At 37.3% G+C, this 24,290-nt stretch carries 23 protein-coding genes and 2 pseudogenes; 3 read left to right on the top strand and 22 right to left on the bottom strand.

What is annotated here, in order from left to right; all coding sequences use genetic code 11:
- The first annotated feature begins 256 nt into the window (after positions 1–256).
- Positions 257–697, top strand: coding sequence for a hypothetical protein (locus AAHB15_RS17120; protein WP_335575866.1), 441 nt, complete (start codon positions 257–259; stop codon positions 695–697).
- 226 nt (positions 698–923) lie between these two features.
- On the opposite strand, the gene AAHB15_RS30230 is transcribed toward AAHB15_RS17120, so the two are convergent.
- The 8 genes and pseudogenes from AAHB15_RS30230 to AAHB15_RS17080 form a co-directional block, all read right to left on the bottom strand.
- The gene (locus AAHB15_RS30230; RefSeq protein ID WP_446715876.1) at positions 924–1,076 is read right to left on the bottom strand and encodes a hypothetical protein; all 153 of its coding nucleotides are present in this window, start codon (positions 1,074–1,076) and stop codon (positions 924–926) included.
- A 348-nt stretch (positions 1,077–1,424) separates the two neighbouring features.
- A complete protein-coding gene (locus tag AAHB15_RS17110; RefSeq protein WP_342042888.1) occupies positions 1,425–2,120 on the bottom strand; it encodes a hypothetical protein in 696 nt (231 codons plus the stop codon).
- 679 nt (positions 2,121–2,799) lie between these two features.
- Positions 2,800–3,318, bottom strand: a complete 519-nt coding sequence (locus AAHB15_RS17105) for an HTH-type transcriptional regulator Hpr (RefSeq protein ID WP_342042887.1) — start codon at positions 3,316–3,318, stop codon at positions 2,800–2,802.
- A gap of 154 nt (positions 3,319–3,472) precedes the next feature.
- A pseudogene (locus tag AAHB15_RS17100) lies at positions 3,473–3,778 on the bottom strand (IS4 family transposase); the annotation flags it as partial.
- A gap of 244 nt (positions 3,779–4,022) precedes the next feature.
- Positions 4,023–5,606 carry a hydantoinase/oxoprolinase family protein gene (locus tag AAHB15_RS17095; RefSeq protein WP_342042886.1) on the bottom strand — a complete coding sequence of 528 codons (1,584 nt, stop codon included), beginning with the start codon at positions 5,604–5,606 and terminating at the stop codon, positions 4,023–4,025.
- The gene (locus AAHB15_RS17090) at positions 5,606–6,700 is read right to left on the bottom strand and encodes a DUF917 domain-containing protein (protein ID WP_335575317.1); all 1,095 of its coding nucleotides are present in this window, start codon (positions 6,698–6,700) and stop codon (positions 5,606–5,608) included. The genes AAHB15_RS17095 and AAHB15_RS17090 overlap by 1 nt, the downstream gene beginning before the upstream one ends.
- 32 nt (positions 6,701–6,732) lie before the next feature.
- Complete coding sequence (locus AAHB15_RS17085) at positions 6,733–8,043, bottom strand: purine-cytosine permease family protein (protein WP_342042885.1); 1,311 nt, start codon at positions 8,041–8,043, stop codon at positions 6,733–6,735.
- A gap of 94 nt (positions 8,044–8,137) precedes the next feature.
- Complete coding sequence (locus AAHB15_RS17080; protein WP_144567037.1) at positions 8,138–8,317, bottom strand: hypothetical protein; 180 nt, start codon at positions 8,315–8,317, stop codon at positions 8,138–8,140.
- Between the two features lie 775 nt (positions 8,318–9,092).
- On the opposite strand from AAHB15_RS17080, the gene AAHB15_RS17075 reads away from it, so the two are divergent.
- Positions 9,093–9,236 (top strand): hypothetical protein, encoded by a 144-nt coding sequence (locus AAHB15_RS17075; RefSeq protein ID WP_335571836.1) that lies wholly within the window; start codon positions 9,093–9,095, stop codon positions 9,234–9,236.
- A 605-nt stretch (positions 9,237–9,841) separates the two neighbouring features.
- Here the strand turns inward: AAHB15_RS17075 and AAHB15_RS17070 are convergent.
- From AAHB15_RS17070 to AAHB15_RS17030, 9 genes and pseudogenes are all read right to left on the bottom strand, one after another.
- Complete coding sequence (locus AAHB15_RS17070) at positions 9,842–10,036, bottom strand: hypothetical protein (protein WP_335571835.1); 195 nt, start codon at positions 10,034–10,036, stop codon at positions 9,842–9,844.
- 70 nt (positions 10,037–10,106) lie between these two features.
- Complete coding sequence (locus AAHB15_RS17065) at positions 10,107–10,259, bottom strand: hypothetical protein (RefSeq protein WP_335571834.1); 153 nt, start codon at positions 10,257–10,259, stop codon at positions 10,107–10,109.
- Between the two features lie 212 nt (positions 10,260–10,471).
- A pseudogene (locus AAHB15_RS17060) lies at positions 10,472–11,243 on the bottom strand (cyclase family protein).
- 272 nt (positions 11,244–11,515) lie between these two features.
- A complete protein-coding gene (locus AAHB15_RS17055; RefSeq protein WP_098533597.1) occupies positions 11,516–11,695 on the bottom strand; it encodes an H-type small acid-soluble spore protein in 180 nt (59 codons plus the stop codon).
- A 136-nt stretch (positions 11,696–11,831) separates the two neighbouring features.
- Positions 11,832–12,161 carry a DUF1904 family protein gene (locus AAHB15_RS17050; RefSeq protein ID WP_098533599.1) on the bottom strand — a complete coding sequence of 110 codons (330 nt, stop codon included), beginning with the start codon at positions 12,159–12,161 and terminating at the stop codon, positions 11,832–11,834.
- A 524-nt stretch (positions 12,162–12,685) separates the two neighbouring features.
- A complete protein-coding gene (locus AAHB15_RS17045) occupies positions 12,686–13,510 on the bottom strand; it encodes an STAS domain-containing protein (protein WP_342042884.1) in 825 nt (274 codons plus the stop codon).
- Positions 13,511–13,774: 264 nt separating this feature from the next.
- The gene (locus AAHB15_RS17040; protein ID WP_342042883.1) at positions 13,775–13,954 is read right to left on the bottom strand and encodes a hypothetical protein; all 180 of its coding nucleotides are present in this window, start codon (positions 13,952–13,954) and stop codon (positions 13,775–13,777) included.
- Between the two features lie 220 nt (positions 13,955–14,174).
- Positions 14,175–14,498 (bottom strand): thioredoxin family protein, encoded by a 324-nt coding sequence (locus AAHB15_RS17035; protein ID WP_144567041.1) that lies wholly within the window; start codon positions 14,496–14,498, stop codon positions 14,175–14,177.
- 123 nt (positions 14,499–14,621) lie between these two features.
- Complete coding sequence (locus AAHB15_RS17030; RefSeq protein ID WP_342042882.1) at positions 14,622–15,503, bottom strand: LysR family transcriptional regulator; 882 nt, start codon at positions 15,501–15,503, stop codon at positions 14,622–14,624.
- Positions 15,504–15,646: 143 nt separating this feature from the next.
- On the opposite strand from AAHB15_RS17030, the gene AAHB15_RS17025 reads away from it, so the two are divergent.
- Complete coding sequence (locus tag AAHB15_RS17025) at positions 15,647–16,855, top strand: multidrug efflux MFS transporter (protein ID WP_144567043.1); 1,209 nt, start codon at positions 15,647–15,649, stop codon at positions 16,853–16,855.
- Positions 16,856–17,101: 246 nt separating this feature from the next.
- On the opposite strand, the gene AAHB15_RS17020 is transcribed toward AAHB15_RS17025, so the two are convergent.
- From AAHB15_RS17020 to AAHB15_RS17000, 5 genes are all read right to left on the bottom strand, one after another.
- Positions 17,102–18,187 carry a GerAB/ArcD/ProY family transporter gene (locus tag AAHB15_RS17020; RefSeq protein ID WP_342042881.1) on the bottom strand — a complete coding sequence of 362 codons (1,086 nt, stop codon included), beginning with the start codon at positions 18,185–18,187 and terminating at the stop codon, positions 17,102–17,104.
- 39 nt (positions 18,188–18,226) lie between these two features.
- The gene (locus AAHB15_RS17015) at positions 18,227–19,435 is read right to left on the bottom strand and encodes a Ger(x)C family spore germination protein (protein WP_342042880.1); all 1,209 of its coding nucleotides are present in this window, start codon (positions 19,433–19,435) and stop codon (positions 18,227–18,229) included.
- Positions 19,425–20,909 (bottom strand): spore germination protein, encoded by a 1,485-nt coding sequence (locus tag AAHB15_RS17010; protein WP_342042879.1) that lies wholly within the window; start codon positions 20,907–20,909, stop codon positions 19,425–19,427. The genes AAHB15_RS17015 and AAHB15_RS17010 overlap by 11 nt, the downstream gene beginning before the upstream one ends.
- 91 nt (positions 20,910–21,000) lie before the next feature.
- Positions 21,001–22,947, bottom strand: a complete 1,947-nt coding sequence (locus AAHB15_RS17005; protein ID WP_342042878.1) for an alkyl/aryl-sulfatase — start codon at positions 22,945–22,947, stop codon at positions 21,001–21,003.
- A gap of 37 nt (positions 22,948–22,984) precedes the next feature.
- A complete protein-coding gene (locus AAHB15_RS17000; RefSeq protein WP_342042877.1) occupies positions 22,985–23,746 on the bottom strand; it encodes an SDR family oxidoreductase in 762 nt (253 codons plus the stop codon).
- Positions 23,747–24,290 lie beyond the last annotated feature (544 nt).

The raw sequence follows: 24,290 nt of genomic DNA, 5'->3' as shown, positions 1-24,290 counted from the left end.
ATGAAAACCGCATAGAATCAACATTCACGATAAAAACATAAATAATAAGAATATCGTAGTGTTTATTCAATAGTTAATTTTGAATAATCTTAAGAATTATAATAAAAAATCTTTTATAAAAATAACAGGCAAGCCTTTTTCAGTTTTTTAAGTATATCAGCTCATACGTGCTAGGAAAAAAGTATAAAGGAAAATAGTAGGATTTACTTTCCACTATCATTTCTGAAAAATAAAAAGGAAAAGATTTTGAAAGGTCGTGATCGATAAGATGCTTTATATAAGAGATATTGAGAAAATAATTGAAAATACATTGCAGGAACACAAATTAACTGTTGATTATGAATTTAACAATAACATACCCTCACCTATGAGTTTTAACGTATCAAATACCACGATTAAGTTTAACTATTTACAAATTAATGGATACATAGCTAATATTAACTTTAAGATTAAAGAGACAGATGCAGACTGTGTAAAACTTATTCTCTATCATCAGCTCGGATATTATTTAGCTTTTAAGAACAACAAACATGATTTAAGGGTTTTAAAGTATTTCGGGGATGAAAAAAAAGCACAACTTCTAGCCAAAATAGAATCCAATGCCTGGGATTATGGCAGAACCTTGGTACCAGAAAAATTACTAAATTCCTATGATAAAGTCCGTGAATTAGATAAAATACTACAAAAAAACTATTAAAAAATGTAAAACTTGAAAAAAGTAATGGGGGTCAGACTCCCGTTACTTTTAATTTAAAACACTTAAATACTCTGTTAACCTCTCTCCAATGAATTGGAGAGCTTCTCGTTTCATTGAGTCGGCTATTGCCGTCCTCTCCACGAAGGCAAGTTACTAGCCCCAAAAATTTTATCATAATAATTCTATTGCTCGATGGAGTATATTAATGATTGCGCTTACATCCCTGTCACATTTCAAACCGCAAATCACCAATGCTTTTGGCCAAATGATGATCAAATTTGCTGCCCGGGTCAATAACACCATTTTTTGAAACATCCTCCATAACCACTTTTTTCACACCAACCACGGATTGTTTCGTCTGATGACAAGTATCGATCATTTGTTTTAAAGCAGGTTTTTCTCAAATCATAATATTATCACCTAGCAGTACAGCAAATGGCTCATATGAACTGATTTATCAAAATGATCTTAAATCGATTTTTTATTGCGTCTGGTTTTAATAATAATGCTTTCAATCCCTGATTCCACTGCCTCTTCAACAAAATTCACCGTCCCTAGTACTTCCAGACTAACTAGGTGAAAATCCCACAAATGCAGTATTAATAGAAAGAAAATTAGCGATGCTTCTATAAGCATCGCTAATTTTCTTTACTTACCTTAATGAGTATGGCCTAATTAATCTGCAGCAGGCTCCATAGTCCACAGAAATAAGCGTGCCGCTTGCCAACTAGTTCAAAACTACCGGCCTTTTAAACTTGTAATCCGTCCTAAAGAAACTATAAATCGGATCAGATGATTTTGAATGTAAAACGCTTGTTGTGGACTCAGGCTTTTCAATATTTAGGGATAGAGATGCATGATCATCATTTGGAAAATTAGGATCATATATATGAATGGACAGATGGTTTTCATTCAAGTCATACCCATAGGCAAGAACTTGATGATTTCTTCTTATTTCAAAAGGATTCAGGGATTTGACACGGACTAAACCAAGCGGTGAGAGCTTTCCAGTATCGAGATCATTTTTTATTCTCGGCCATTCTTCTTTGATCATTCTCCATGCCCTTCCGTGCGGTGCAACTCCTCTATGACTAACCTTTGTTTCGTGATCCGTGAGGAAAGGATTCATCAAAACCATATATTTCATAAGACCTAAAGGCAAATGAAAGCTTTCAATCTGCCGATTAACGATATATTCGAACAATGGGCCAGAGGAAGGTGCTGTCGTATTGGACGGAATCTGCATTTTTGCTTCAAAGTAATCCATGACCGCATAAATCATCCCGCCACAAAGACCATACGATGCATCACCGATAGGAATCTGCTGACCCAAAACTTTTATTTTCCTTAATGGAACATGTGGAAAGTTGTTTCCAAATTTAAAACCGGATGAGCTGGGGAGAAATCCTGTTAAGGTTGACATACTCCATCCACCTATTTTCTTTGAAGTAATTGTAAGAATATAGCAACAGTCGTTGACCTATGGTTTTTATTATATTTATATTTCCTCATATAAAGAATATAAAGTTGCCCCTTTCGAATTTTTTGAGAGTTAAAAAAGCCTACAATTCCTGTAGACTCTCTAATTCTGATTACAGCCAATAAAATGTACCACCTCTGCCATGTTTTTCACCAGTAGTTGCCGTGAAATGTACCACTTGCTGCCCAACGGATTTACCAATAGGATCAATTCAATGATTTTGAAATATGAAAAAGGCTAATCCCTCCATGTTTTTATCGAGGAATTAGGCTTATAATCTTCCATAAACGCGCCCGATTATGGAAGAAGTATCTTCTCTTCTATTGCATAAAATATTCATAAGATGAATCATTTTTTATCTAACTTATTTAGTTTTTTTCTAATATCTCTTAATGCATTTAGCTTCACTTTAATATACACTTTCTTGTGCTCTGAATTTTCTTCTGTCAAACATTCATATAGTAACTGTCAATGCAGAAATATAGTCTGATAATTCCTTTAACCTTTCCTTAGTTTCTACTGTTTAATCCTCCAAGACTGTTTACAAACCATGACTAAGCGCTTTTTAAACCTATGACTTACTTGCCATTTTTTTGATTATTCCGTCTTTTTGAAGCGAATTTTATTCAATACAATCAAAAGAGTACTCTAAATTTTCCATATATTCATCCCCATATATGCCTCGAACAATGGTCATCATTTCAATGAAATCAGGAAATTTCCCGTATAAATGGTGTAATGGTAAGGCTCCTTTAAATACTTGATTTTGTAATGGATCATAATCTTTGAAAATCTTTAAAAATAATTCTTCCCCTTTTTCCGTTAATTGAATATATGAGTTTCTCATATCATTTTCCCTTTTGGAAAAATGTAAATATCCTCGTTTCTCTAACTTTTTTGAGAAATTAAAGGCAGTTGAAACGTGCATGACTCCGAGTTTGGCAATCTCTGAAACGGAAGCGTCTTTTAAATAATAGGTAATCCATAAAATATGGTGTTCATTAATGTTAAGATCATAAGGCTTTATCCATTGCTCCCAATCCTTCTCAATTGCTTTCCAGAGTGCTTTGCTTAATTGCATTATTCTTTGACTAAAAAATAAGGCTTCCTTAATTGTATAATCATTAAATTTCCCTCTCATATTTTTCAACCACCTTTCTGAAATTATAATAGGTTTATTATGCCAATAAAACGAAAATTAATAAAGTTGTAAATAATGTGAAAATTTCAGGTAAATTATGTGGAAACCTCCACAACTGGAGGTACCCCATCTGGATGTGATCAAGGGGGCTTTATTTTCGCCCGTTTTTCTGTTGGAGGTTAAACATGCGAAGCAGGACATTTGATAGCTCTTGGGTGCTTTTTTGTATCGATTGAAACAGTAATACAAAATAATCTTTGATGATTTAAATGGTTTTATATTCACAGTGTTCTTGTTTTTTCTTGGTAAGTAATAGCTGCCGCATTTGAAACATGGTGGAAGAACAAAGGAGGATGGCAATTAATTGACCATAGAGATGACATTCTAATCGCTCTTTTTTAATCTCATTACAATAATCGATTTCAAAGAAGGATTTCCATGTTTTAAAAAGTAATTCGATTCCAGCTGCTATATGATCTAAATGTACAGTACCTAATTCACCTTTACCTTGACGTTCGTATGAACGTAAATTAAACCTTCTTTCTAAGTTTAATCGCTCATATGTTTTATTTATTAATTCTTGATAATAGTTTCTCCAAATTTGAGAGCCTTTCCTTATTATGGAATAGGCTCTTTTAATACCGTCATTTTTATCATTTTACTTATCTTTTAAGTGATGGCAGGTACATCGTGTCACTAAATATTTAAATCGATACTTCTTCAAGAATCTGCGCCAGTGCCCCCGCTGCTTTGACGCGGATTCTAGTAGCGTTTCCTGGCAGGTAGGCAAGCGGAACGTCCTCGATGTCTACAATGTCTAGATGGTCCTTGTCTGCACCAGCATTAATTGCCTCTTCCATAGCCTGAGTCTTTGCGAGTTCAAGGGCTTTTTCTCTTCCGATTTCGTCTAAAACAAAGATCTTTTCTACTTGTCCGCTGACTTGGGAAATAGCTGCCCCAATCGCATTGGCCACACCTGAATGCTCTGGACGAATAACCTCTGAAGCTCCGTTCAATGTTTCCGGCAATAGTATGCTTCCGCCGCCAACAAGGATAACTGGTACCGGTGCAGCGCTTGTTTTCATTTTGTCAATCGCTTCCTCCACCATTTCAACCATCTTCGCATAGACCTTATTTAATAGGTCCTTATCAAGATGAGTGACTTTTGATGGATCACCAAGCTCCACTTTGCCAAGCGCAACTGCCACATCTGTGGTCGTTAACGTGTCACCGCAGAAAATCAAACTCTTTTCTGGAAGGCGGTAGCCTACGCTGTCTGGTCCTACCGTGAATTCTCCATTTTCTTGGATTCTGACAATCGTACCGCCGCCTAGTCCAATCGAAACAAGGTCAGGCATGCGGAAGTTTGTCCGTGCTCCGCCAATTTCAACTGCCAGAGAAGATTCCCTCGGGAAAGATTGAACCAATACACCCACATCTGATGTCGTCCCGCCGACATCCACCACAATGGCATCGGACAACTGGGTTAAGTAGGATGCCCCGCGCAAGGAATTGGTCGGGCCGCAGGCAACCGTGTAGATCGGGTATTTCACTGCATATTCGACAGACATTAACGTCCCGTCATTTTGTCCAAAAAAGATTCTCGCATGGTGAATCCCTTCATTTTTCAAGGCGTTCTTAAATCCATCGGCGGCAATCTTTGCCACATTAACAACCGAGGCATTGAGAATGGTGGCATTTTCTCTTTCCAATAACCCGACAGAGCCGATTTCAGAAGATAACGAAATAGCCACATTTTCGCCTAACACTTCCTTAAAAATCTCACTGGCACGCTCCTCATGGGACTTCGATACAGGAGAGAACACGGAAGTAATCGCAATCGAATCGACTTTTCCTTTTATTTCTTCGGCGATCCGGTACAAATCTTCCTCATCTAATGAAACAATTTCCCGGCCATCAAATTCATGGCCGCCGCGAACAAAGTAGACATATTTTCCGAGGACTTCACGAAGATCCTCAGGGACACCGATGAGTGGTTTTACAGCTAAGGTTGCCGGTGCACCGATCCGGACCACCGCCACATTGTTCAATCTTTTTCTTTCGACGATCGCATTGGTGCAATGGGTTGTTCCAAGCATGGCATATTTAATTTGCTCGCGGGGAACATTGGCTTCGTGAATGATTTTGTGCATGGCCGTATAAATGCCTGTCGCCACATCTTCCGTTGTTGGCGACTTCGTTTCCGCGAGCACCTGATTCTTTTCATCTAATAAAACGGCATCTGTATGTGTACCGCCCACATCAATTCCAATTCGATAAATTCCCATTATGCTAACACTCCTTTTTTCACAAGCTCTTCTACCGGAACATAATCGACATCATAGCCAAAATATCTCGGACCTACCGCCGCAATACCTTTTTCTGTTCTCCATTTTGGATCACAAGGAATGCCGATGACAACGCATCTGGCACCATAGCGGATTCCTTCTGTCGTCACAGGAAGACCTGTCTCCGCATCAAGCACTGCAATTAAATCCGGAGTGACACAAAGCAGACGCTTGTCAGTCTGAGCAATTAAATGTTCATTTTGAAAACGGAGTTGAAGTGTTTCTCCTTTGTATTCATTAAGTCCCTCGATTGTCGCAATTCCTTTGGCAAAGCCTGTTTCGGTTTTCCGATTGATATCACTGACTTTTCCTTGGAACAATTCGAACCCGCCAACCTTCTTCAGAACTTGATTTATTGGATTTACATTGTTCTGTTTCGCAAGCCGAATCGACTTCCCAATTTCTTCTTCCAGCTTTAAAATGTTTCTTACGCCGCTTTCCTTTAAATTCTTGCCGGTCATCGGATAAATCGCACACATGATCGAACCGCCCATCTGAATCGTCGCGGCCCGAGCAATCCGCTCTGTCCATACATTATCGACTGTGTTCAACACAGCGGTGTTTCCTTTTTCATCGGCGAGTACCCCCGGTGTCGCAGAGATCCCGTCTAAGTAAAAGGTAACCATCTGCAATTCCGGAAACGCCCGGCCCATTCCGTCCACATCGACAACCGGCAGCCCTAAGCGTGCCGCAAGCGCAAACGGCATCATCGAGTTCACTCCGCCAGCTTCAATTGGAAATGTCGCATATACTTTTTTCCCTAAATAGGCTTCCAGACCTTGAAAGGCAGCAATCGCTTCCGCACCGCTTGGTGCCTTTTCAACCATAACCGTCGGCGCCCCCATCATCGAGGACGGCACGACGAGAACATCATCCGGTATTTCATCTGCATCTAATAGGGTAACTTCCCCAAATTCTTCAATGGCTTGCAGCGCCATAAGCTTTCCAATGTAGGGGTCCCCGCCCCCACCTGTTCCGAGCAAGGCTGCTCCAACTGCAATATCTTCAATTTCCTGCTTTCCTATTTTTCTCATAGTCTTAATACCTCCAATATTCAAAAAATTCATTAGGCAGCTTTATCTTTTACATTGCTTTTCGCGGACCTCGTCATAAGCATCCCAACATAATAAACGACTGCACTTACTAAAAGCGAATTGATTGACGGAATGCCGGCCTTCACAAAATAACCTGCTGCAAATCCTGCTGCCCAGGCAATTAAAGTAACAGGGCTTAGTTTTTCCGCATCCGGTGGCAATGTTCCTTTTGTTCTAGTTTCATCCAATACTTTTCGATGCGATTTTAATACAAAATAATCGATAACCATAATACCCGCAACCGGCGGAATCAGAATGCCCAAGAAAACAAGAAAGCTGACAAATTTGTCAAGAATGCCAAGAACAGAAAGGGCCGTTCCAATGACACCTATTACAAGCGTAACGATTCCGCGATTGAGTTTGATAGAAAAGACCGAGTCAAAGATTGTCGTAAAACCCAGCGATGATGAATACAAGTTCAAATTGTTAATTTTAACGGTAGATGCAACAACCACCAGAGCTCCAAGCCAGCCGGATGTTTGCATCATAATGCTGGCAACATCACTTGTTTTGGCAGCAAGGGCCATTAACACCGCGATCATGTTGATGCCAAGCTCACCCAAGATTGTTCCAATCATCGTCATCCAGAATACATCTTTTCCACTTCTTGCAAAACGGCTAAAGTCCGGCGTAATGACGGCGCCAATAATAAATCCGCCAGCAACCATTGTTGCTGCAACTCCCATTGTTAACGGCTTCCCGGCAGGAGCGCTTCCCATTAAGTCAACAATTGAATGTTTGCTTAATAGTTGAAAAATTCCGACACCAACAGCCAATAAAAAAGCTGGAACGGCAATCGTAGCAGTTGTACTCAATAATCTAAATCCAAATATTACCAAAGTGGTTACCACTAAACCTGTTAGCGTTGCAGCTACAGGAAGAGTAAAGGCACCATGCGTTGCCTGAACGAGACCATTGGCAAAAACGGAGTTCTGGACGCCAAACCAGCCTATACAACAGATTGCAATAATCGCACCGATAATACTCGATCCATAGCGCCCAAAGCCTGCCCAGCGTGATAATAAACTCGTTGAAAGACCTTCCTTGGCACCGGCAAACCCTAAAAGAAGACTAATAACCTCTAAAATTACACTTCCAAACATCGTTGCCCAAAACGCCTGCCAAAAGGTCATTCCATAACCTAATGAAGCACCTAATAAAAACTGAGAAATTGTTGCGAGCGAACCAACCCGGACAATCGTGATACTCCAGAGTGACTGCCTGTCTGATTTCGGAACCCTTGATAAGGAGTAATCATCTCCTAAATGTTTTTTACCAGCCATAATTTAAAAACCCCCTTATTGTTATTTTTTACACTCCTTTTTTTACACGGAGGATTTCCTCCGATTCCTTCTTAAATACGAAAAACTAGCTCATCTAAAACTTTACACCAGTCTTTTCAACAACTTCAGGCCAACTTTGTTTTAACCTCCGGCAAATGGTTGTGCTAAGCACTTGTCCTTTCCTCCTTAACAAATCATAATCCCTTTGGTTAGTCGAACCGATCCGAAGCAAATCTTTTTTTAAATCCTTCAGTGTTTCTTCGGTTGATTTCAAGTAACCACCTCCATTTATTGAAATCCAAACCCTGGTTAGGATAAGAGACTTAAACACAATGTAATCCATTACATTTTTCATTAAAAAAAATAACAGATTTTCATGTTATTTCTTTAAAAATTCTTAATATCTCTTACATCAGTATAGTAATCGATTACATCAACAATTACAATAATTATTTAATAATTACAAAAAATTGGCTGCTTGAATGGCTGTTTTTTACAGATTGTCAAAAACATAATTTCTGAACGCACAAAGAAAAACCGGGCAAAAACCAGAGGGCACTGAAAATCTTTCGATTTTTCGGTGGGAACTAAATAGTGTATAGAAAAAGACGACTCTAAAATTCTAAAATTAAATTTTGAGTCGTCTTTTTTGATCAAGTGGGTCCTATTCCCCCCTTATTTTAATCTATTAGTTTCAATATTCTTTTTAGGTTTACTGTAAGTACACTTTTTCGTAAAAAGGATAGAAGAAATTCTATCTGATGAAAACGCAAAAAGTTTTTCTTTTCATAAAGATCGTATTCAAAGAATTCTTCTCGGCTCAATATTTAATAAGAAATTGCATTCCATTGCAGTATTTCCATATTGGACCGATTCCTTTCGTTGTTATTTCAGCAAAATGGCCCAATTGCGGAAGATTACTCTTATGGAAATCAATTAACCTTGTATAACACATAAAACATTTTCCTCTGAGTTCTTTGAAAATAAAGCGAGAAGGTTGTTTGAGGATGAAAAAGGGTAAAGAATCAAAAAGGAAAGGACGAACCTAGATGAAATATTTGGTTTTAGAAGGTAAGTATCAAATTGGTAAATATAGTTACAAAATGGTTGGGACCATCGAACCTTCTCCCTTAGAGATCGCAAGTGATCTCGTATATAAGAAATTTAGAGGAGAGGTCAACAAAAAGAACTGAGAAACATTCATAATCATTCCTGATAGCGAGAATATGAATTTAAAAAGTATTAATATTCTTCCGTTAGACGGTGTTCCCTATAGTATGATCAAGTATTGGGAACCTTAACTCCCAAGGAACCGAGTCATTTGAAATCTAGTTAAAATTTATCGCCTTGTAAACTTGTAATCACTTCTAAGAAACTATAAATCGGTTCAAATGATTTTGAATGATGAACGCTTGTTGTAAACTCGAGCTTTCTAAAATAGAGTTACAAGATAGTCCTACTCCTCACTACAGGTCCTAGTCTGGATAAACAATAATCTCATTGATCTCTTTAAGACAGACCTCCTTGAAAAGTTTTAGGATAGAATAGAAATCCGTTAAATATTAAACTAATAATGAATGAATTAAAAAATACCAGACATGCAGCAACATTCCGATCCAGCAATAGACGGTTCCCTCTAAGGGGAAGCAGCTAATGTGATGTGATACTCCACTCGAGCCCTAAACTCAAGGGTGGAGTATTTTTGTTTAAATGACAGTACTGCAACGATTAGACTTGTAAAAGTAATTATAATCATTAAGGGTTCGAACATTCAGTATCACCGAGTTGAATGGTGGAATCATAAATTTGTTCCTATCGTTAAATAAAGTCTAGGAAAAAGTTCATCCATTTTTTCTTCAGATAAGCCAGCAATTCTCGCTATCTCTTCAATTTCTACACCTTTTTCGAAAAGTTCTATTACTAATTTATCACGTTCCCATTTTTCATTTTCTCTTCCACTTAATTCAAATTCTTTATAGAATGATTTGTCCATTTTTCACCTCCTTAATTTATAATTTATTCTGACCGATTAATTAGGGAATCTTAATAAGAAATGACCATTTTCAGTTGTGTTGGAGGAATTCTGAAGAGTTAAATTGAATAGACGCATTCTCCTTTTTGGCTTGAACGTTTGGAACGGAATTAGTTGCAGCAGCCGATAATATTAAAGCTGAAGCCATTCCGCCCATTAAGCTCATTTTCCATCTCTTTTGCACCCTACCAACTCCCCGCTTAAAAAATGAAATACGTACTCTTAATTCCTTAGAGAAGCTAAATTTCCCTTTGATGAAAAATGAGAAGTTTTGAGGAATGAAAAGAAGTTGTGTCGAAACAAAGGGTTGATGATACCATACCGCCTGTTATTGTGATTACGGATTGAACTTCATAGTTAATTGAAAAGGCAGGGTTTTTTCCCCGCCTTACATCTTTACACAAAAATCGCCACAGGCCTAGCCCAACCAGCACTGGCACCTTTGATTTTAATAGGAAAAACCGCGACAGTATAACCAGTTCTTTTTGGAAGCAATTCTAAGTTTGCTAGTTTTTTAATTTGACAATACTCCGCTTCTTTTCCAACATAATGCGGGGGCCCAAAGAACACCTTCACGTGGGTTCCTCTTATAATCCTCTGCTTGTTTATACAAGGGAATATCCCATCCCCAACCGTCCGTTCCCATCACCTTAATTCCCTTGTGAATCAGCCATCTTGTCGCCTCCGCCGAAACACCTGCATGAACAGCCGCATAATTGTCCTGATAATACTTTTTATCAGCATCTGTTCTTACCAGGATAATATCAAATGGCTGTAGTTGATACTCTATTTCCTCTAGTTGTTTTTCAAAGTCTTCTACCTCAATTTCATATCCGGGGGGCTTATCGCTAAAATCAAATAGCACTCCATGACCATAGAACCATTCAAGAGGGAGTTCATCAATGGTTCTGGAAGGTTGTCCCGCTGTATGTGCCGCATAGTGCCAAGGTGCGTCTACATGCGTTCCGGTATGAGAAGTTAACGTAACCGTTTCGACCGCCCAGGCTGCATTGTCAGGAAAATCGCTTGGTTTCAGGCCTAAAACCTGTGCCGCTTGTTGGGCTCCCTGTTCATGTGTTTCATAGACGATTTCAGGAGGAAATGGCTCCTTGGCTTGGTTGTCCATCGGGACACTTAAATCAATGATACGCAGATTCGTTCGATTCATTTTTCAATCCCCTTTTTCAATGATAATGGGAGTAAACATCTTTTATGGGTTATTTGACTTTTTAAAATTTACGAACAAATCATAGAATCTATTCCGGTTTTCATCTGAAAAATCTAGTTCTCTCTGTAACACCACCCCTATTCAACCACTTAAAATAAAGACCTAATATTTACTATGAGAGGATTAGACACATCAAAAAAGCAAAAATAAAAGACACCAAAAAGCGCGGTGTCTCAAATGAGTACTTTTACATTTTTTATATTTTATCGATTTTATTGCTCTATTAATTCTGATACTGGAATACTTTGTTTATTGTCCGGTTCTCCAACAGGATGAATGACCGCCATTTCTTGACCTCTGTCCACATTTTCAATGAAAACAGGTACATCCTTATACGTAACGTTGATCATAGCGGAAGCATTTAAAATTTCATGTGCCCTTTGTACCTTCAAAAACTTCACCACCCTTCCATCTCTTTCAGGGAACAGTATTTGTCTAATACCTGTTTTGTATTTATCTTAAAAAGGGGTGAAAAAATAAGTCTTATAACAAATCCTAAATGCCTATGTAATAGAGAATACCCTAGCCCTATGCGAAATTTTTTCCATTTAAATAATAGGCCGCCTCCAAAAAGACACTAAAGGCAACTTCCACTTCAGTAATATTTACTGAATGGACGTGCTTTGTGATAATTTTGGCAAATTGATCTTGTAATTCCTGGCCTCGTTCAAACCATTTCACCTCAATAAATGGAAATCCCTGAACTTCATTGTCATTAAATACAAATGTTGATTGAGGAATTTCTAACGTGAAATTGTCAGTTTCACATTCACAAAGATCTGCTAGTTCCTTTACTAACAGGGTACTGATTTTTTTCACTTGATTGACCGAAATTCCTTTAAATATTAATTGGGGCATTTTATTTTCCTCCAGAAGTCATTATAGGTATGATGCTCTCTGATCAATCACCCTAGCTACATCATGTCCACATTTATTGCATTCTCCACGCAATACGAACCGGGATCACATCGATCACTCGAGTTTCTTATTATTATTGAATCATTTTCCATGCTTTAAAAATAAGGTACAGTTTCTTGTAGACTCCTAATTCTGCTATTTACTTCTTTCAAACCCACTCTTCTCATTTTTTTCTTTACCAAAAATCTAATCCGAAGAAACGGCTGATGAGTTTATTAAATTGGATCTAATTGATCCCTAACTTCCGTATAGAAATTAGGTAAAATAGAACTTATTTTGAATAAATTAAAAAAGACCAGACTTGTAGCAACATGTCCGGGCTAGAATAACGGTTCGCCTAAGGGCTGCCGGCTAGGAAGGAGTAATCCAGCTGAGCCGGCAACTCAAGGGTGGATTATTTTTTTGAGATAATGGACAGTACTGCTGCGATTAGAGTTGCAAAAGTAATCGTAATCATGTGGGTACTAATCTGCTTTTGAATTAATCCAATCTAACGCACGCTTGACATGGATAAATGTTTTATAGGCAGACATGTCCATTCCACTATTCACAACAGTCATGGCTAGTTCAGGACGCAGCCCGGTAACAATAACATCTATACCTAACAAAACTAGAATATCTCCAATCTCTTTCAAGTATCTTGCAATTTCTTGATTCAGATGTAAAATGCCAGAATAGTCAATAATAATATATTGTAATTGCAGATCGGAGATAGAAGGAACTACCCTTTCTACAATATAACTTGCTCTATAAGAATCTATTTCACCAACTAATGGCAACACGGCAACAGCCTCCTGAATCAAAACGACAGGCGCCGACCGTTCCGCCAATTCTTTCTTCGTCTTTTCCTTGTATTTTTCTGAAAGCTTTTCAAATGCTAAAATGGTTTCGTTTAAGCTTATATCAAGCATTGAATTAAACTTTGTAATAATAGTTGTCCATTCCTTTAATGAAATGGCAAAGTCGTCACTTAGTTTGGTGATAAGATCAGCAAAGACTGCTCTAGTGGGCGGATACCTAACCGCAATCTCGGATATTTTCCCTCCTGAAGTGACTTGATGTTCTGCGTTTTGTTTACTCCATACTAGAAGATCCTCAGGAACATCCTCTTTATCCTCCAAAATTGACTTCCCTAAATACTGAAAAAATTTTATGTACATGACAATAGCCTGTTGCTTTTCTTCTTCGGAAATCACTAAATTCATCCTATGAAGGACACCTTCAACAATTTGTAATGCCACTAAAGAAGAATTGTCCATGAAATAGGCAGCTATTTTATCTAATTTCATTTCGTATAACCTCCTTCTTCCCTTCTATTGTTATTATACCTTATAATATCCCGTAAGTTGTTGTAGTAAAATAGAGCTTAGAAATTACTATTTTATCGAAATAAGCTATAATTATATGATTTTTAAAAAATACTAGAGGTGAATAGGCTTGGATTTTAATTCAGAGTCAGACCAACAAGTAGAAACTGTTTATGATGAAGAATATAAAGAAAAAGAGTAAAGAAGATGAAGAGGACGTCGTGGGAGTGTCCAAACTTTTCAGATTCAAAGTTCTACATCTGAATTAACATCAAATGTGTGTTTAACAATATCTTTTATCTCTTGCTGACCCTTCTCAACATTTTCCATTTGAATCGTTAATTGCTTATGACCTGAAATAAATTCTTCTTGACCTTTTTCTAATTTATCTGTGCGACCAATTAACTCCTTTTGACTCTTTTCCAATTTATTTTTTAATATACAAACAAGGAAGGTTGGTTATTAGGACTGTAATTTTTATATGAACAATAATATGTATGGTCAGTTTGTTGATTAATATGCTATTAATTATGTTTTTCCTTCTGATTATCTCGGCCATAGTCAACAAGAAGTATATGTTTACCTCTATCCGATCAAACCATAATAAAATACAAAAAACGACCAGAGATTTCTGGTCGTATCAATGTTATTTTTGATTCTGTTCGTCCAAAAACTCTCTAACTTGTTCTGGAGATTTGGCATTCGCACTATGTAAATGAGCAAGTTTTTCTCCGTTTTGGAATATAAGCAAACTTGGGATGCCCATGACAGAATATTTTTCAGATAACTCAGGAAAATCGTCACGATTGATTTCGTACCATTCATATTGAGGATAATCCTTAATCACTTCATCAATGAACATGTTCATCCGCGTGCAATCCGGGCACCAACCAGCAAAAAACTTAACGATAACTGGTTGAGTTCGCGAAATGACTTGATCAAATGTTTCAAAGTTAGTAATCGCCTCCATTTTAACCCCTCCTTTCAAATTCATGTTTTTACTATAACATTAGTGTAAAGTCGTTTTACCTTTTTTTCAATATATATGATTGATTAGAATAAGGAGTTACAGTGTTTAATACCCATGCTTCATTTAGCTTAATTCCTTAAAATACCCAATCATAAATTCCCGGAATTCCTGAACGACCTTTGAAGTATACCGCTCCGTTTTCCATGCCATTCCTATCGTTCTTGTACAGACAGGCTGTTCAATATGCAATGGAACTATTTTTTCATAGTGTGAATAGCGAAGGGTATGCTCGGTTAAAAAGGATACACCCAATCCCTCCTCTACATAGTGATGAATGGATCCCGGTTCTTCGAGTTCAAAGGCGATTTTCGGTGTGAATCCTGCTTTTTCACAAAAACCATCTGTTAGCATCCTGAAGGGATTTGTCGGCTCTCTGTGTATAAATTGTTCATCTGCCACTTCCTTTAACTGAATGCTATCTCTCCTAGCCAAATGATGGGTATCTGGGACTACGATGAATACTTCATCTTCCATAAGATTAATCCAGCTGATTCCTTCTTTCTCAATAGGAAAGTAAGTAACACATAAATCGATTTCCCCTTTTTCCAATTGTTCCACAAGTCGCAAAGGAGAATGCATACTTACTTGAAAATTGACGAATGGATATGTCTTACGAAATTGACTAATAATATTCGGCAATAATGGGATATGCATGACCGAAAGTGAAATTTGATTCCTGCTCTCTCCTGCTAGTTCCGCCATCTCAAGCTTGGCAGATTCTAATTCAGAAAAAGCCTTATCTACTCCTTTTAAAAAAATTTTCCCAAATTGATTTAGTTTAATATTCCTTCCCTCTCGATCAAAAAGGGAAAAACCCAGCTCTTCCTCTAAACGAGAAATGGTTTGGCTTAGTGATGGTTGTGCAATCGTAAGCTCTTTGGCAGCCCTTGTCATATGTTCAAAATCGGCAACGGTTTGAAAATACCTTAATTGTAAGAAATCCATTTGTCCACCTCTATTGATAATCCTAAACCTATAAGCAAATAGTAATATATATATTAGTCGTTATCAATTATTTGGAGTATGATTAACGATATAAATTATTTTGGAAGTCGAAATAAATTCTAACTAATAAGAAAGGTGTTTATATGGAGAATTGGAAAAGAAATTTATTTGTTTGTTGGTTCGGTTCTTTTGTGACGGCCGCTGGGATGAGTCAAATATCCCCTATGCTCCCTTTATATATAGAACAGCTAGGAGTACACGCAACTTCAGATATTGAAAAATGGTCTGGATTGATTTTTGGTTCAACCTTTTTAATCTCAGCCATTGTTTCGCCTATATGGGGAAGACTTGCAGATAAAAAGGGCAGAAAACTAATGTTACTCCGTGCAAGCCTCGGAATGGCCATTGTCGTTTTTATGATGGCATTTGTACAAAACGTTTATGAATTGCTCGCATTACGGATGTTAATGGGTGCCGTTTCCGGTTACATTTCAGCATCGGTTACATTAGTTGCAACACAAACACCGAAGAAAAATTCAGGCTGGGCACTCGGTACACTTTCAACAGGCTCCGTCAGTGGCGGACTTCTAGGTCCTTTAATGGGGGGATTTATTACAGAATTCTCTGGAATTCGAAGCTGTTTTGTTGTAACAAGCCTGTTATTGTTAATCGCCTTCTTTGCCGTTCTATTTTTAATAAAAGAAGAATTTACGCCAGTTCATAAAACACCATTAGCCTTTAACCAAGTTTGGAAGCTAGTTCCTGATACGAGATTGCTAATTTCATTGTTTGCTAGCACATTTATTTTACAAATTGCCAATATGTCCATTCAGCCATTAATTACTGTTTATGTAAAAGAATTATCACCACATGCAAGCCATTTATCTATGATAGCGGGAATGGTGGTGGCTGCTGCCGGTTTAGCCAATGTGATCGCAGCTCCACGTTTAGGTAAGCTTGCTGACCGGATTGGTTCAAGAAAAATATTGATCGGAGCACTTATTGTTGCAGGAATTATCTTTATTCCTCAAGCATTTGTAAAAACACCATGGGAACTCATGGGACTGCGCTTCTGTCTAGGACTTGCCACAGCTGGATTATTGCCATCCATTAACAACCTTGTCCGAAAAAGTGCACCAGATGAAATTGTTGGTCGTGTTTTCGGGTATAATCAATCTGCACAGTATATTGGTACTCTGGGAGGATCTGTATTAGGCGGGCAAATGGCAGCATTCTTTGGCATACATTATGTGTTCTTCACTACAAGTGCTTTATTACTGCTAAATGCATTATGGGTTTACAGTATTAATCATATTGGTATTAGAAGAAGGACCATGTCACATAGTCATTAAGAATCACACTGAGATTTCAGCGTGTTTCTTTTTTTCTTTATTTAATCATGTTAAACCCTTGGCTTAGACATTGGTTAACGGGGTACCGCCAACAAAATGCGGGTATCTATACTGAATTCAAAAGCATGCTGAAAATACTTTCCCTTTTGACATCCAACAAATCATAAATTAAATGTACCCTCATCAAGCTCAAGTAATCATTTACGAAAAATCCCAAGAAAAAGACAAGAGAACCATCCCCATGTTTCAGGCTATATATTTTTTTATAGCTAAAATGAAGACTAAGATTGCAGGTATTAGAAGTTGAAAGGGAATATGCATATAAAGCGGAACAATTTTTAATCCAATAAACAAGTGTTGAATGATATTTTTAGACAAAATAAATGTCGATAGTAACGTTATGGCTGACGAAGTCACTAGTAGTCGATTTCGTTTGATCTTTGGAAACGAATTTTCAAAGATCATGAGACCACTGTACATAAACACCGAAATTTTAATAAATCCCCCTATTAAATTGATAATGACCGCCAAAACCTCTAAATGTGGTAAAGTCTCTAATAAGCTGGTTAGCTCCAACGCCTTTACAAAGGGAAAGATATAAGAAGTAACCGTTTCTGAACCTAACAAACCGAGTATCATCTCACCTGCTAAAAAAAGAAGCACACCAGTGATACAAATCGAAATACAGCCGTATCTTCGTAAGCCCTTTCTATCGTCTACATACGGAAATAACATGGTAAATACGATGAGTTCACCATATGGAAAAGTTAATCCAGTTGGGAAAACAGCAGACATTACCTGCTTCCAGCTTGTTCTGAAAACGGGTGTTAGACGGCTAATTTCAAAATAGGGAGAAATAAATCCTAATATAATGAGTACGAAAATTATCACACCAGTAAAAGCAAATAGTAGTAAAGAACTTCTTGCTATCGCTTCAATACCAAGATAACAACAATAGGACACCACAAACAAAAAAGTAAATGAAATAATCCAAAAAGAGACATTGTTAAAAAGCACTGAACCTATGAAGAAAGAGAAATCCTTTAACACTCTCCCTGCAATATATAAAAAGTAAAGACCATACATGATTCCCACTATTCTAGACAGCCATTTTCCAAATCCTAATTCTAAAATTTCAATTAAGTTACTCCATTTTCCAAAAGAATGAAGAAGCATATAGAGATAAAATAATCCTATCCCAATAGCCAATGATAAAAAATTTGTGATCCAAATATCTTGTTTTGTATTAAAATTCCAGCCAACGACGATCGCACTTCCGAGCAAAAAGTTGACCATTAAGGCGAATAATTCTATCGATGCTATTTTGACCATTCATCTATCTCTTCCTTTCCGTGTCAAGCTTAATTGCCCTTACGATGAAATGTCTCCCACATCTAAAACTTTTACCCTTACATCTGTCTGAACTTTTACCGTAGAATAGATGGAATTCCAATCTTTTTTGCTCCTGTTCCATCTATTTGGCTGTTTCCTATACATGACTTCACCGAAACCATTTATATCGGTTTTTTTATTTTGCGTTTTGGCTATCAACTGATTAATCTGTTGTTGAAGGTCGTGTTCTGCCTCATGTTGTAAGGAAGCAATGTTTTTCGTGTTGGAAGTGTCGATCTTACACGAAACATCAGAAAGCTTACCTGTTAATTGAAGCATGAGAGAAAAGGTAGGAATCCCCTTTTTGTCATTTATTCGAATAACTGGCTTACTTCTTACCTCCTTCCAGGTTACATATCCTTTTTGTCGTTGGCATTTTGTTATAATGGAGGTTTTTTTTATTTTGGCATGAATTAAAGCATATAAATTACTTTCATCTGAAGAAAGAAAATACGAGAGTTTTTGATCCTGAAAAACAGCTAATCCATCTATTGATAGAATTGTCTCCGGAGTAGCCTTTTCAATATTTTGCTTCGATGTTCCTTTAGAAAAAGAACCATTCATCCTGATATAAGGAATGGTCAATTCCGTTCGATTCTGAACCGCCTTTTCCCTTATATGATTAGAGGTTACATCTGACAACTTCCCCCAAGAAAGTCGTTTCCGTATTAGCATTTCTTCCAATCTGCTTCCGGAAATTTTTTGTACAGGGGTAAAGATCTGAAGCAGTTTATTCGCTGATACTCCCTTGGATATAACAAACCTGATATTGGCAGGTAAATTGGATTCTCGCATAAAGTAATCGGAAATAGAAGAAATGCCTTCAGATTTGGCTAATTCTTCCCCTATTACTGCTACCTCCGTATTATCTAAGAATATCGGCCGTGCTAATTTATTTTCAATACGCTCCATTGCTTCTGGGATGGTTCTTCCCTTTGCACTGTATGTATAAGCACCGGTTTCTGATGCTCCTTCTTTGCTATTGGAGGCAGGATTATATATTTGCAGGCTGGCAATATACCCAAACTTACTTTTATCAATCCCGATCGCGGAAACCACACTAAGTTTATTTAACAACGTGTCCTGAACCTGTTTGCTTACTATTATAGAAAGGATGATTCCAATTGCTAAAACTATATTTATATTTGACTTCATATGCTTGCGCTTTACCTTGTTATTACTTTTCATTTGTCTCTTCCATCGTTTCTTCTGACATAAAATGAGACTCATCATTTGTCATTTCCACAAGTGATATCTGAATCGCACTGTCTTTTAGATCATGAGCAACGAAAGGAGCAAAAGGAGATAAATAGGGCACTCCAAAGCTTCGCAATGAGCATATATGAACCAATAATAATAGTGACAAGAGAGCAATACCATATAAGCCGAGGGCCGCACCTGCAACAACAAAGCAAAGAATGATATTTGCTCCTGTTATGCGCAATTGGTAAATTGGAATAACACTTAATAAAATATAGGTAAGGCTCACAATCACCAAACTGGCAGGTGCAACTAATTGTGCTTCAATGGCGGACTGCCCTAAAATGATTCCTCCAAATATGGAAATGGTTACGGCAATGTTTTGCTGTAACCTTGTGGAACTTTCGTTTATGGCTATAATTACAAAAATTAATATAGTTACTTCTAACGATGTTGGAAATGGCACCAACTCCCGCTGTGAAACAAATCCCACTAACAGTTTCACTGGCAAAAGGTTTGCATGGTAGGTCATAAAAGCTACATAAATACTTGGAAGATACAATGAGATGAAATATAAACAAAAACGAATTAATCTTGTATTAATGAAACCTGTATTACTAAAATAATAGTCCTCAGGTGTTTGGAAAAATTGAATAAACACAGCAGGAGCAATCAGTACATATGGAGAACCGTCTACAAAGATGGCGATTTTGCCTTCCAGTATTTCTGCAGCGACTACATCAGGTCTATCTGTATTGAGCATGAGCGGAAAAAAAGACATAGACTCCTTCGTAAGCACCGACTCGATATAATTTGCTTCCAGCACAGCATCCAAATGAAGGCGGTCAAGGCGGTCATAGATGGTTTGAAGCACTTGTTTATCCACCACGTTTTCCAAATACATCACAGATATATCTGTATGGGTATTGGTTCCATATTGTTTGGTCGTGACTCTGACATTCGTATTTTTTATTATTTTTCGGACAAGAGAGATGTTAGTACTCCTATTTTCATTGAAACCTTGGTCAGGACCTTTTGCAACACGCTGTCCTTTAGCACTTTCTATACTGCGACCGTTCCATTTAGTAGTATCTGTTGAAAGGAAAGTGCTGCATTTATCCACTATGAGCAGCGTTTTTCCAGTAAGTAACTCAACTGAAGCAAGATTTATATTTTCTACTCGTGTCATATTTTTTGTTTGAATAACCGCTGTTTCCATAAACGAAAGCAGTTCTTCATCTGATTGAAAAAAGGGAATTTGATATGTTAATAATGGTTCAATTATGTACTCCTGAATCCCATCCGAGTCTACAATCCCATCAATGAACAACATGGCTGCTTTCTTATCTTGACCCTTCAAGGTAATGTTCCTTATTTGTAAATCAGAACTCTCCCCCAAGATCTTCTTTATGGCATTTATATTGTTACCTAGAACACTTGAAGTGTCTTTGTTACCGGTCATTTTCATCACCTGGGTTCAATTGGTATTGATATGTTAGTATTTCTTAGAAGAAAAAAAATATACAGGACTCATAATTGAGAACCTGCGCACTTTATACTTCCGCCTTTGAATCCCTCGGCGTCATAATATTAAAATTAGGGTCTATTTTATCTATGACTCCCAAGAAAGAGTGCCATATCTGTTTATCTCCTTGGATAATAATAACTGAATGATTGGTATGATTATTAGTTGATACTAGATTGTATAATGTTTCTTTCCACATTGTGACCGTTACCTCTGCACCTGTGAAAAGATCATCCTTCAAATATCTGAAAATTCCACGTTTTATTTCCGTTGACGCCCTTTCATTACGGTCAGGAATCACAAAGTTTATTCTGTAATCAAAATCTCCTGCTAACTGACCATCAATCCGAATGCTTAATAGATTCAAAACACTTTGGAGAGGTATTGCATCGAAAACCTCTTTTGTTCTTGTCGATATCGGAATAAGTCTTTTGCCAAAGCGCAGCTCTTGTGCGCCCATCAAATACTCATTTCTCCATGGCCCTGATTCTGCAACATACCCTAATTGTTCTAGTGCATCGGCACATAGCAACTTCGCTTCCTCATGGTTAGGATTAGAATAAATCACATGTTTTAGTACTTCTGCTGTCCATTGATATTCACCATTCTGATAAGATTTTTTTGCTTTTTCAAGAATCTCTTCCTCTCCTCCCATATATTCCACGTATTTTCTAGCAGATTCCTCTGGGAGGAGCTTATTTAAATCGATTGGATTTCCATTATACCAACCCATGTATCTTTGATAGACCGCCTTAGAATTATGATTGGCTGTTCCGTAAAATGAACTGTTATACCATTCGTCACTTAGGCTCCTGGGCAGCTTCACCATTTTTCCAACCTCTTCCAAAGTAAACCCCTGATTAATCAAACGCAACGTTTGATCATGGATATATTGATATACATCTCTTTGTTTTTCTAAGTATTGGATACATGTTGTACGACCAAAACGTGCCCAGTTATGTGCACCAAATATACTGCTTACCTCATTACCAAATAGATCAATAGCTATTTGTAAATAGAATGCCCAAGCCACAGGATCACGAACTTGTGCACCTCTTAATGTATATAAATTATGCATCGTTACGGAGGCGTTTTCTGCAATACATAAGGACTTTTCACTTGGAATATAAATATTCATTTCTGCAGGAGCTTCTGTATCTGGAGTAAGTTGAAATTGTAAAGTAACCCCATCAATAATCTTTTCTACATAGGGTAATGGACTAGCTGGAGAAATTTCTTCGATAGTACCACTTAACGTCACTTTTCCAGTGGATATCGTTTTACCGAGACCATCATCTATCTGTCCTTTAGCATCAGTTGGGAGGTGCAGCCCGAACATAAATATACCACGTCTATTCATAGCGACCCCTGCAGTAATATTCTCTTCAATCACGGCCCTCATAAAACCCTCTGGAGCATACACCTTTACGGATTCTACGCTTACGTTTTCTAATATTCCTGAAATTCCGCCGTAATGATCCGCATGTGAATGGGTTATAATAATCGCACTGATTGAAAAATCACCTGCATACGACTGCATTAATTGGATGGCAGCTTGTGCGGTTTCCTTACTAGTTAAACAATCAATGACAATCCACCCCGACCTCCCCTTGATAAAGCTAATATTGGCGATGTCAAATCCTCTTATCTGATAAATATTGTCTGTGATTCTATATAATCCTGTATGAAGGTTTAATTTGGCATGTTCCCATAGCTTTGGATGAACCGTATCAGGAGTTTGTTCATTTAACAAGAAAGCATATTTCCTTAAATCCCAAACAGGAAAACTAGTAGGTTTTCCTTGAATAACTGGCAAAGGAACATTTTCCAAGAGATTTTCCTTTACTAACGCTTGCTCCCTTTTTAAATTTCCCCAATCAATTTCCTTATAAAAAATCTTATTGACCCAACTAGTCTTAGATGTTGCTGGTTTTCTGGTATCATCGAGCTTATTGTCATTTTCAGATAAGGCCATGCCTACACCTCCCATATAACCTCCCCTTAAAATATCTTTAAACCATCTTATTAAGTAGATATTCCTCGAATGTAATGTTCCCCATTTTTCGTATAGGATTAGTATTTTTCCCATCAGAGAAAGATTTGTACAGTTTTCCTGGTAAAGAAATGCTTAAAACTTTATTTGGTTCATTATTTATGTTGATTTTCAGTTCAGCCATTTCACTTAAAGTTATAATATCTGGCCCAGCAAAATCATCCGCTCTTCCTTGTGGTTCTTTTTCCACTAAATCGATAAGATGATTGGCAAATTCACTAACATCCACACTTTGAAATTTAACGTTTCCCGGGACAATATATCTTTTAAACAGGGGTTTGGATATAAATATATTTTCTACAAAATGGTGGAACTGGGTGGCACGGACAATGGTATGAGGGATCGAACTATTTTTTAACAAATTTTCTGCTTCATATTTTTGCTGATAATATTTAAAAGGTATTTCATCGATTCCAACAATGGACGGATAAATAAAATGTTTTATATGTTGAATTTTCCCTAAAAACTCCTTAAAACCTGAAACCTCCACTATTTTTGAATTTATAATCGGACTTGTTGCTGCGTGAATGATTACATTCACATCTTTTATTGCTTCTTCTATGCCTTCACCAGTCAATAAATCGCTATAAACCCACTCGATATGTTCAATTCCTTCAGGTTTTCTTCTTGAAGTTAGTTTAACTTCATAATCAGAACCGTTTAGTTGCTTAAGCAAAGTTGAACCTAGTTGTCCTGTTGAACCAGTGACCAGTATCCTCAAGGTACAACACTCCCGTTTAATTGGATTCCTTCTATTGTATTATTCAGAAGCTGGGGTTTTTATTCAACTAAACCATCCTATCGGACAAGGGAAACGGCTGGCACTTATTGAACAATAGCCCCCGTTATAGAAAGTCTATTAATCTTCATCTTTTCTATCCTAAAACTAGAATAATAACCTAAGGGATAGGAAAATACATACTACAGAACAAGCATAAAAGAGTAATGCCGTTTTAAAATTCCTCTTAAATTTAATAGCGTAAGCACAAAAGAAGATAGCCGCTGCGAATTTGGAACAACTACGTAAATAAGCATGATTTGAAAAAAATGAACTGCTTAAAACAATGGAAGCAAGGAAAGTTATAGAAATTAGTATTTTGAACCACAAAGGTTCATTTAGAAACACTTTAAACATAAGTTTTATCCTGTGCATGAGGGTACGTCTCCCTTCAATCTTACTAAGTGCGACTAAAGTAAAAGAGCTATACTCCATTATCCGTAATCCATCTATACACCTCCCAAAACATCATTATGTTATCCTTTAT

The organism is Bacillus sp. OTU2372 (genome assembly GCF_038440275.1).
Classification (GTDB): domain Bacteria; phylum Bacillota; class Bacilli; order Bacillales; family Cytobacillaceae; genus Neobacillus; species Neobacillus bataviensis_B.
The sequence above is the reverse complement of the archived record's forward strand: the minus strand, read 5'-3'. Positions and strand labels throughout refer to the sequence as shown.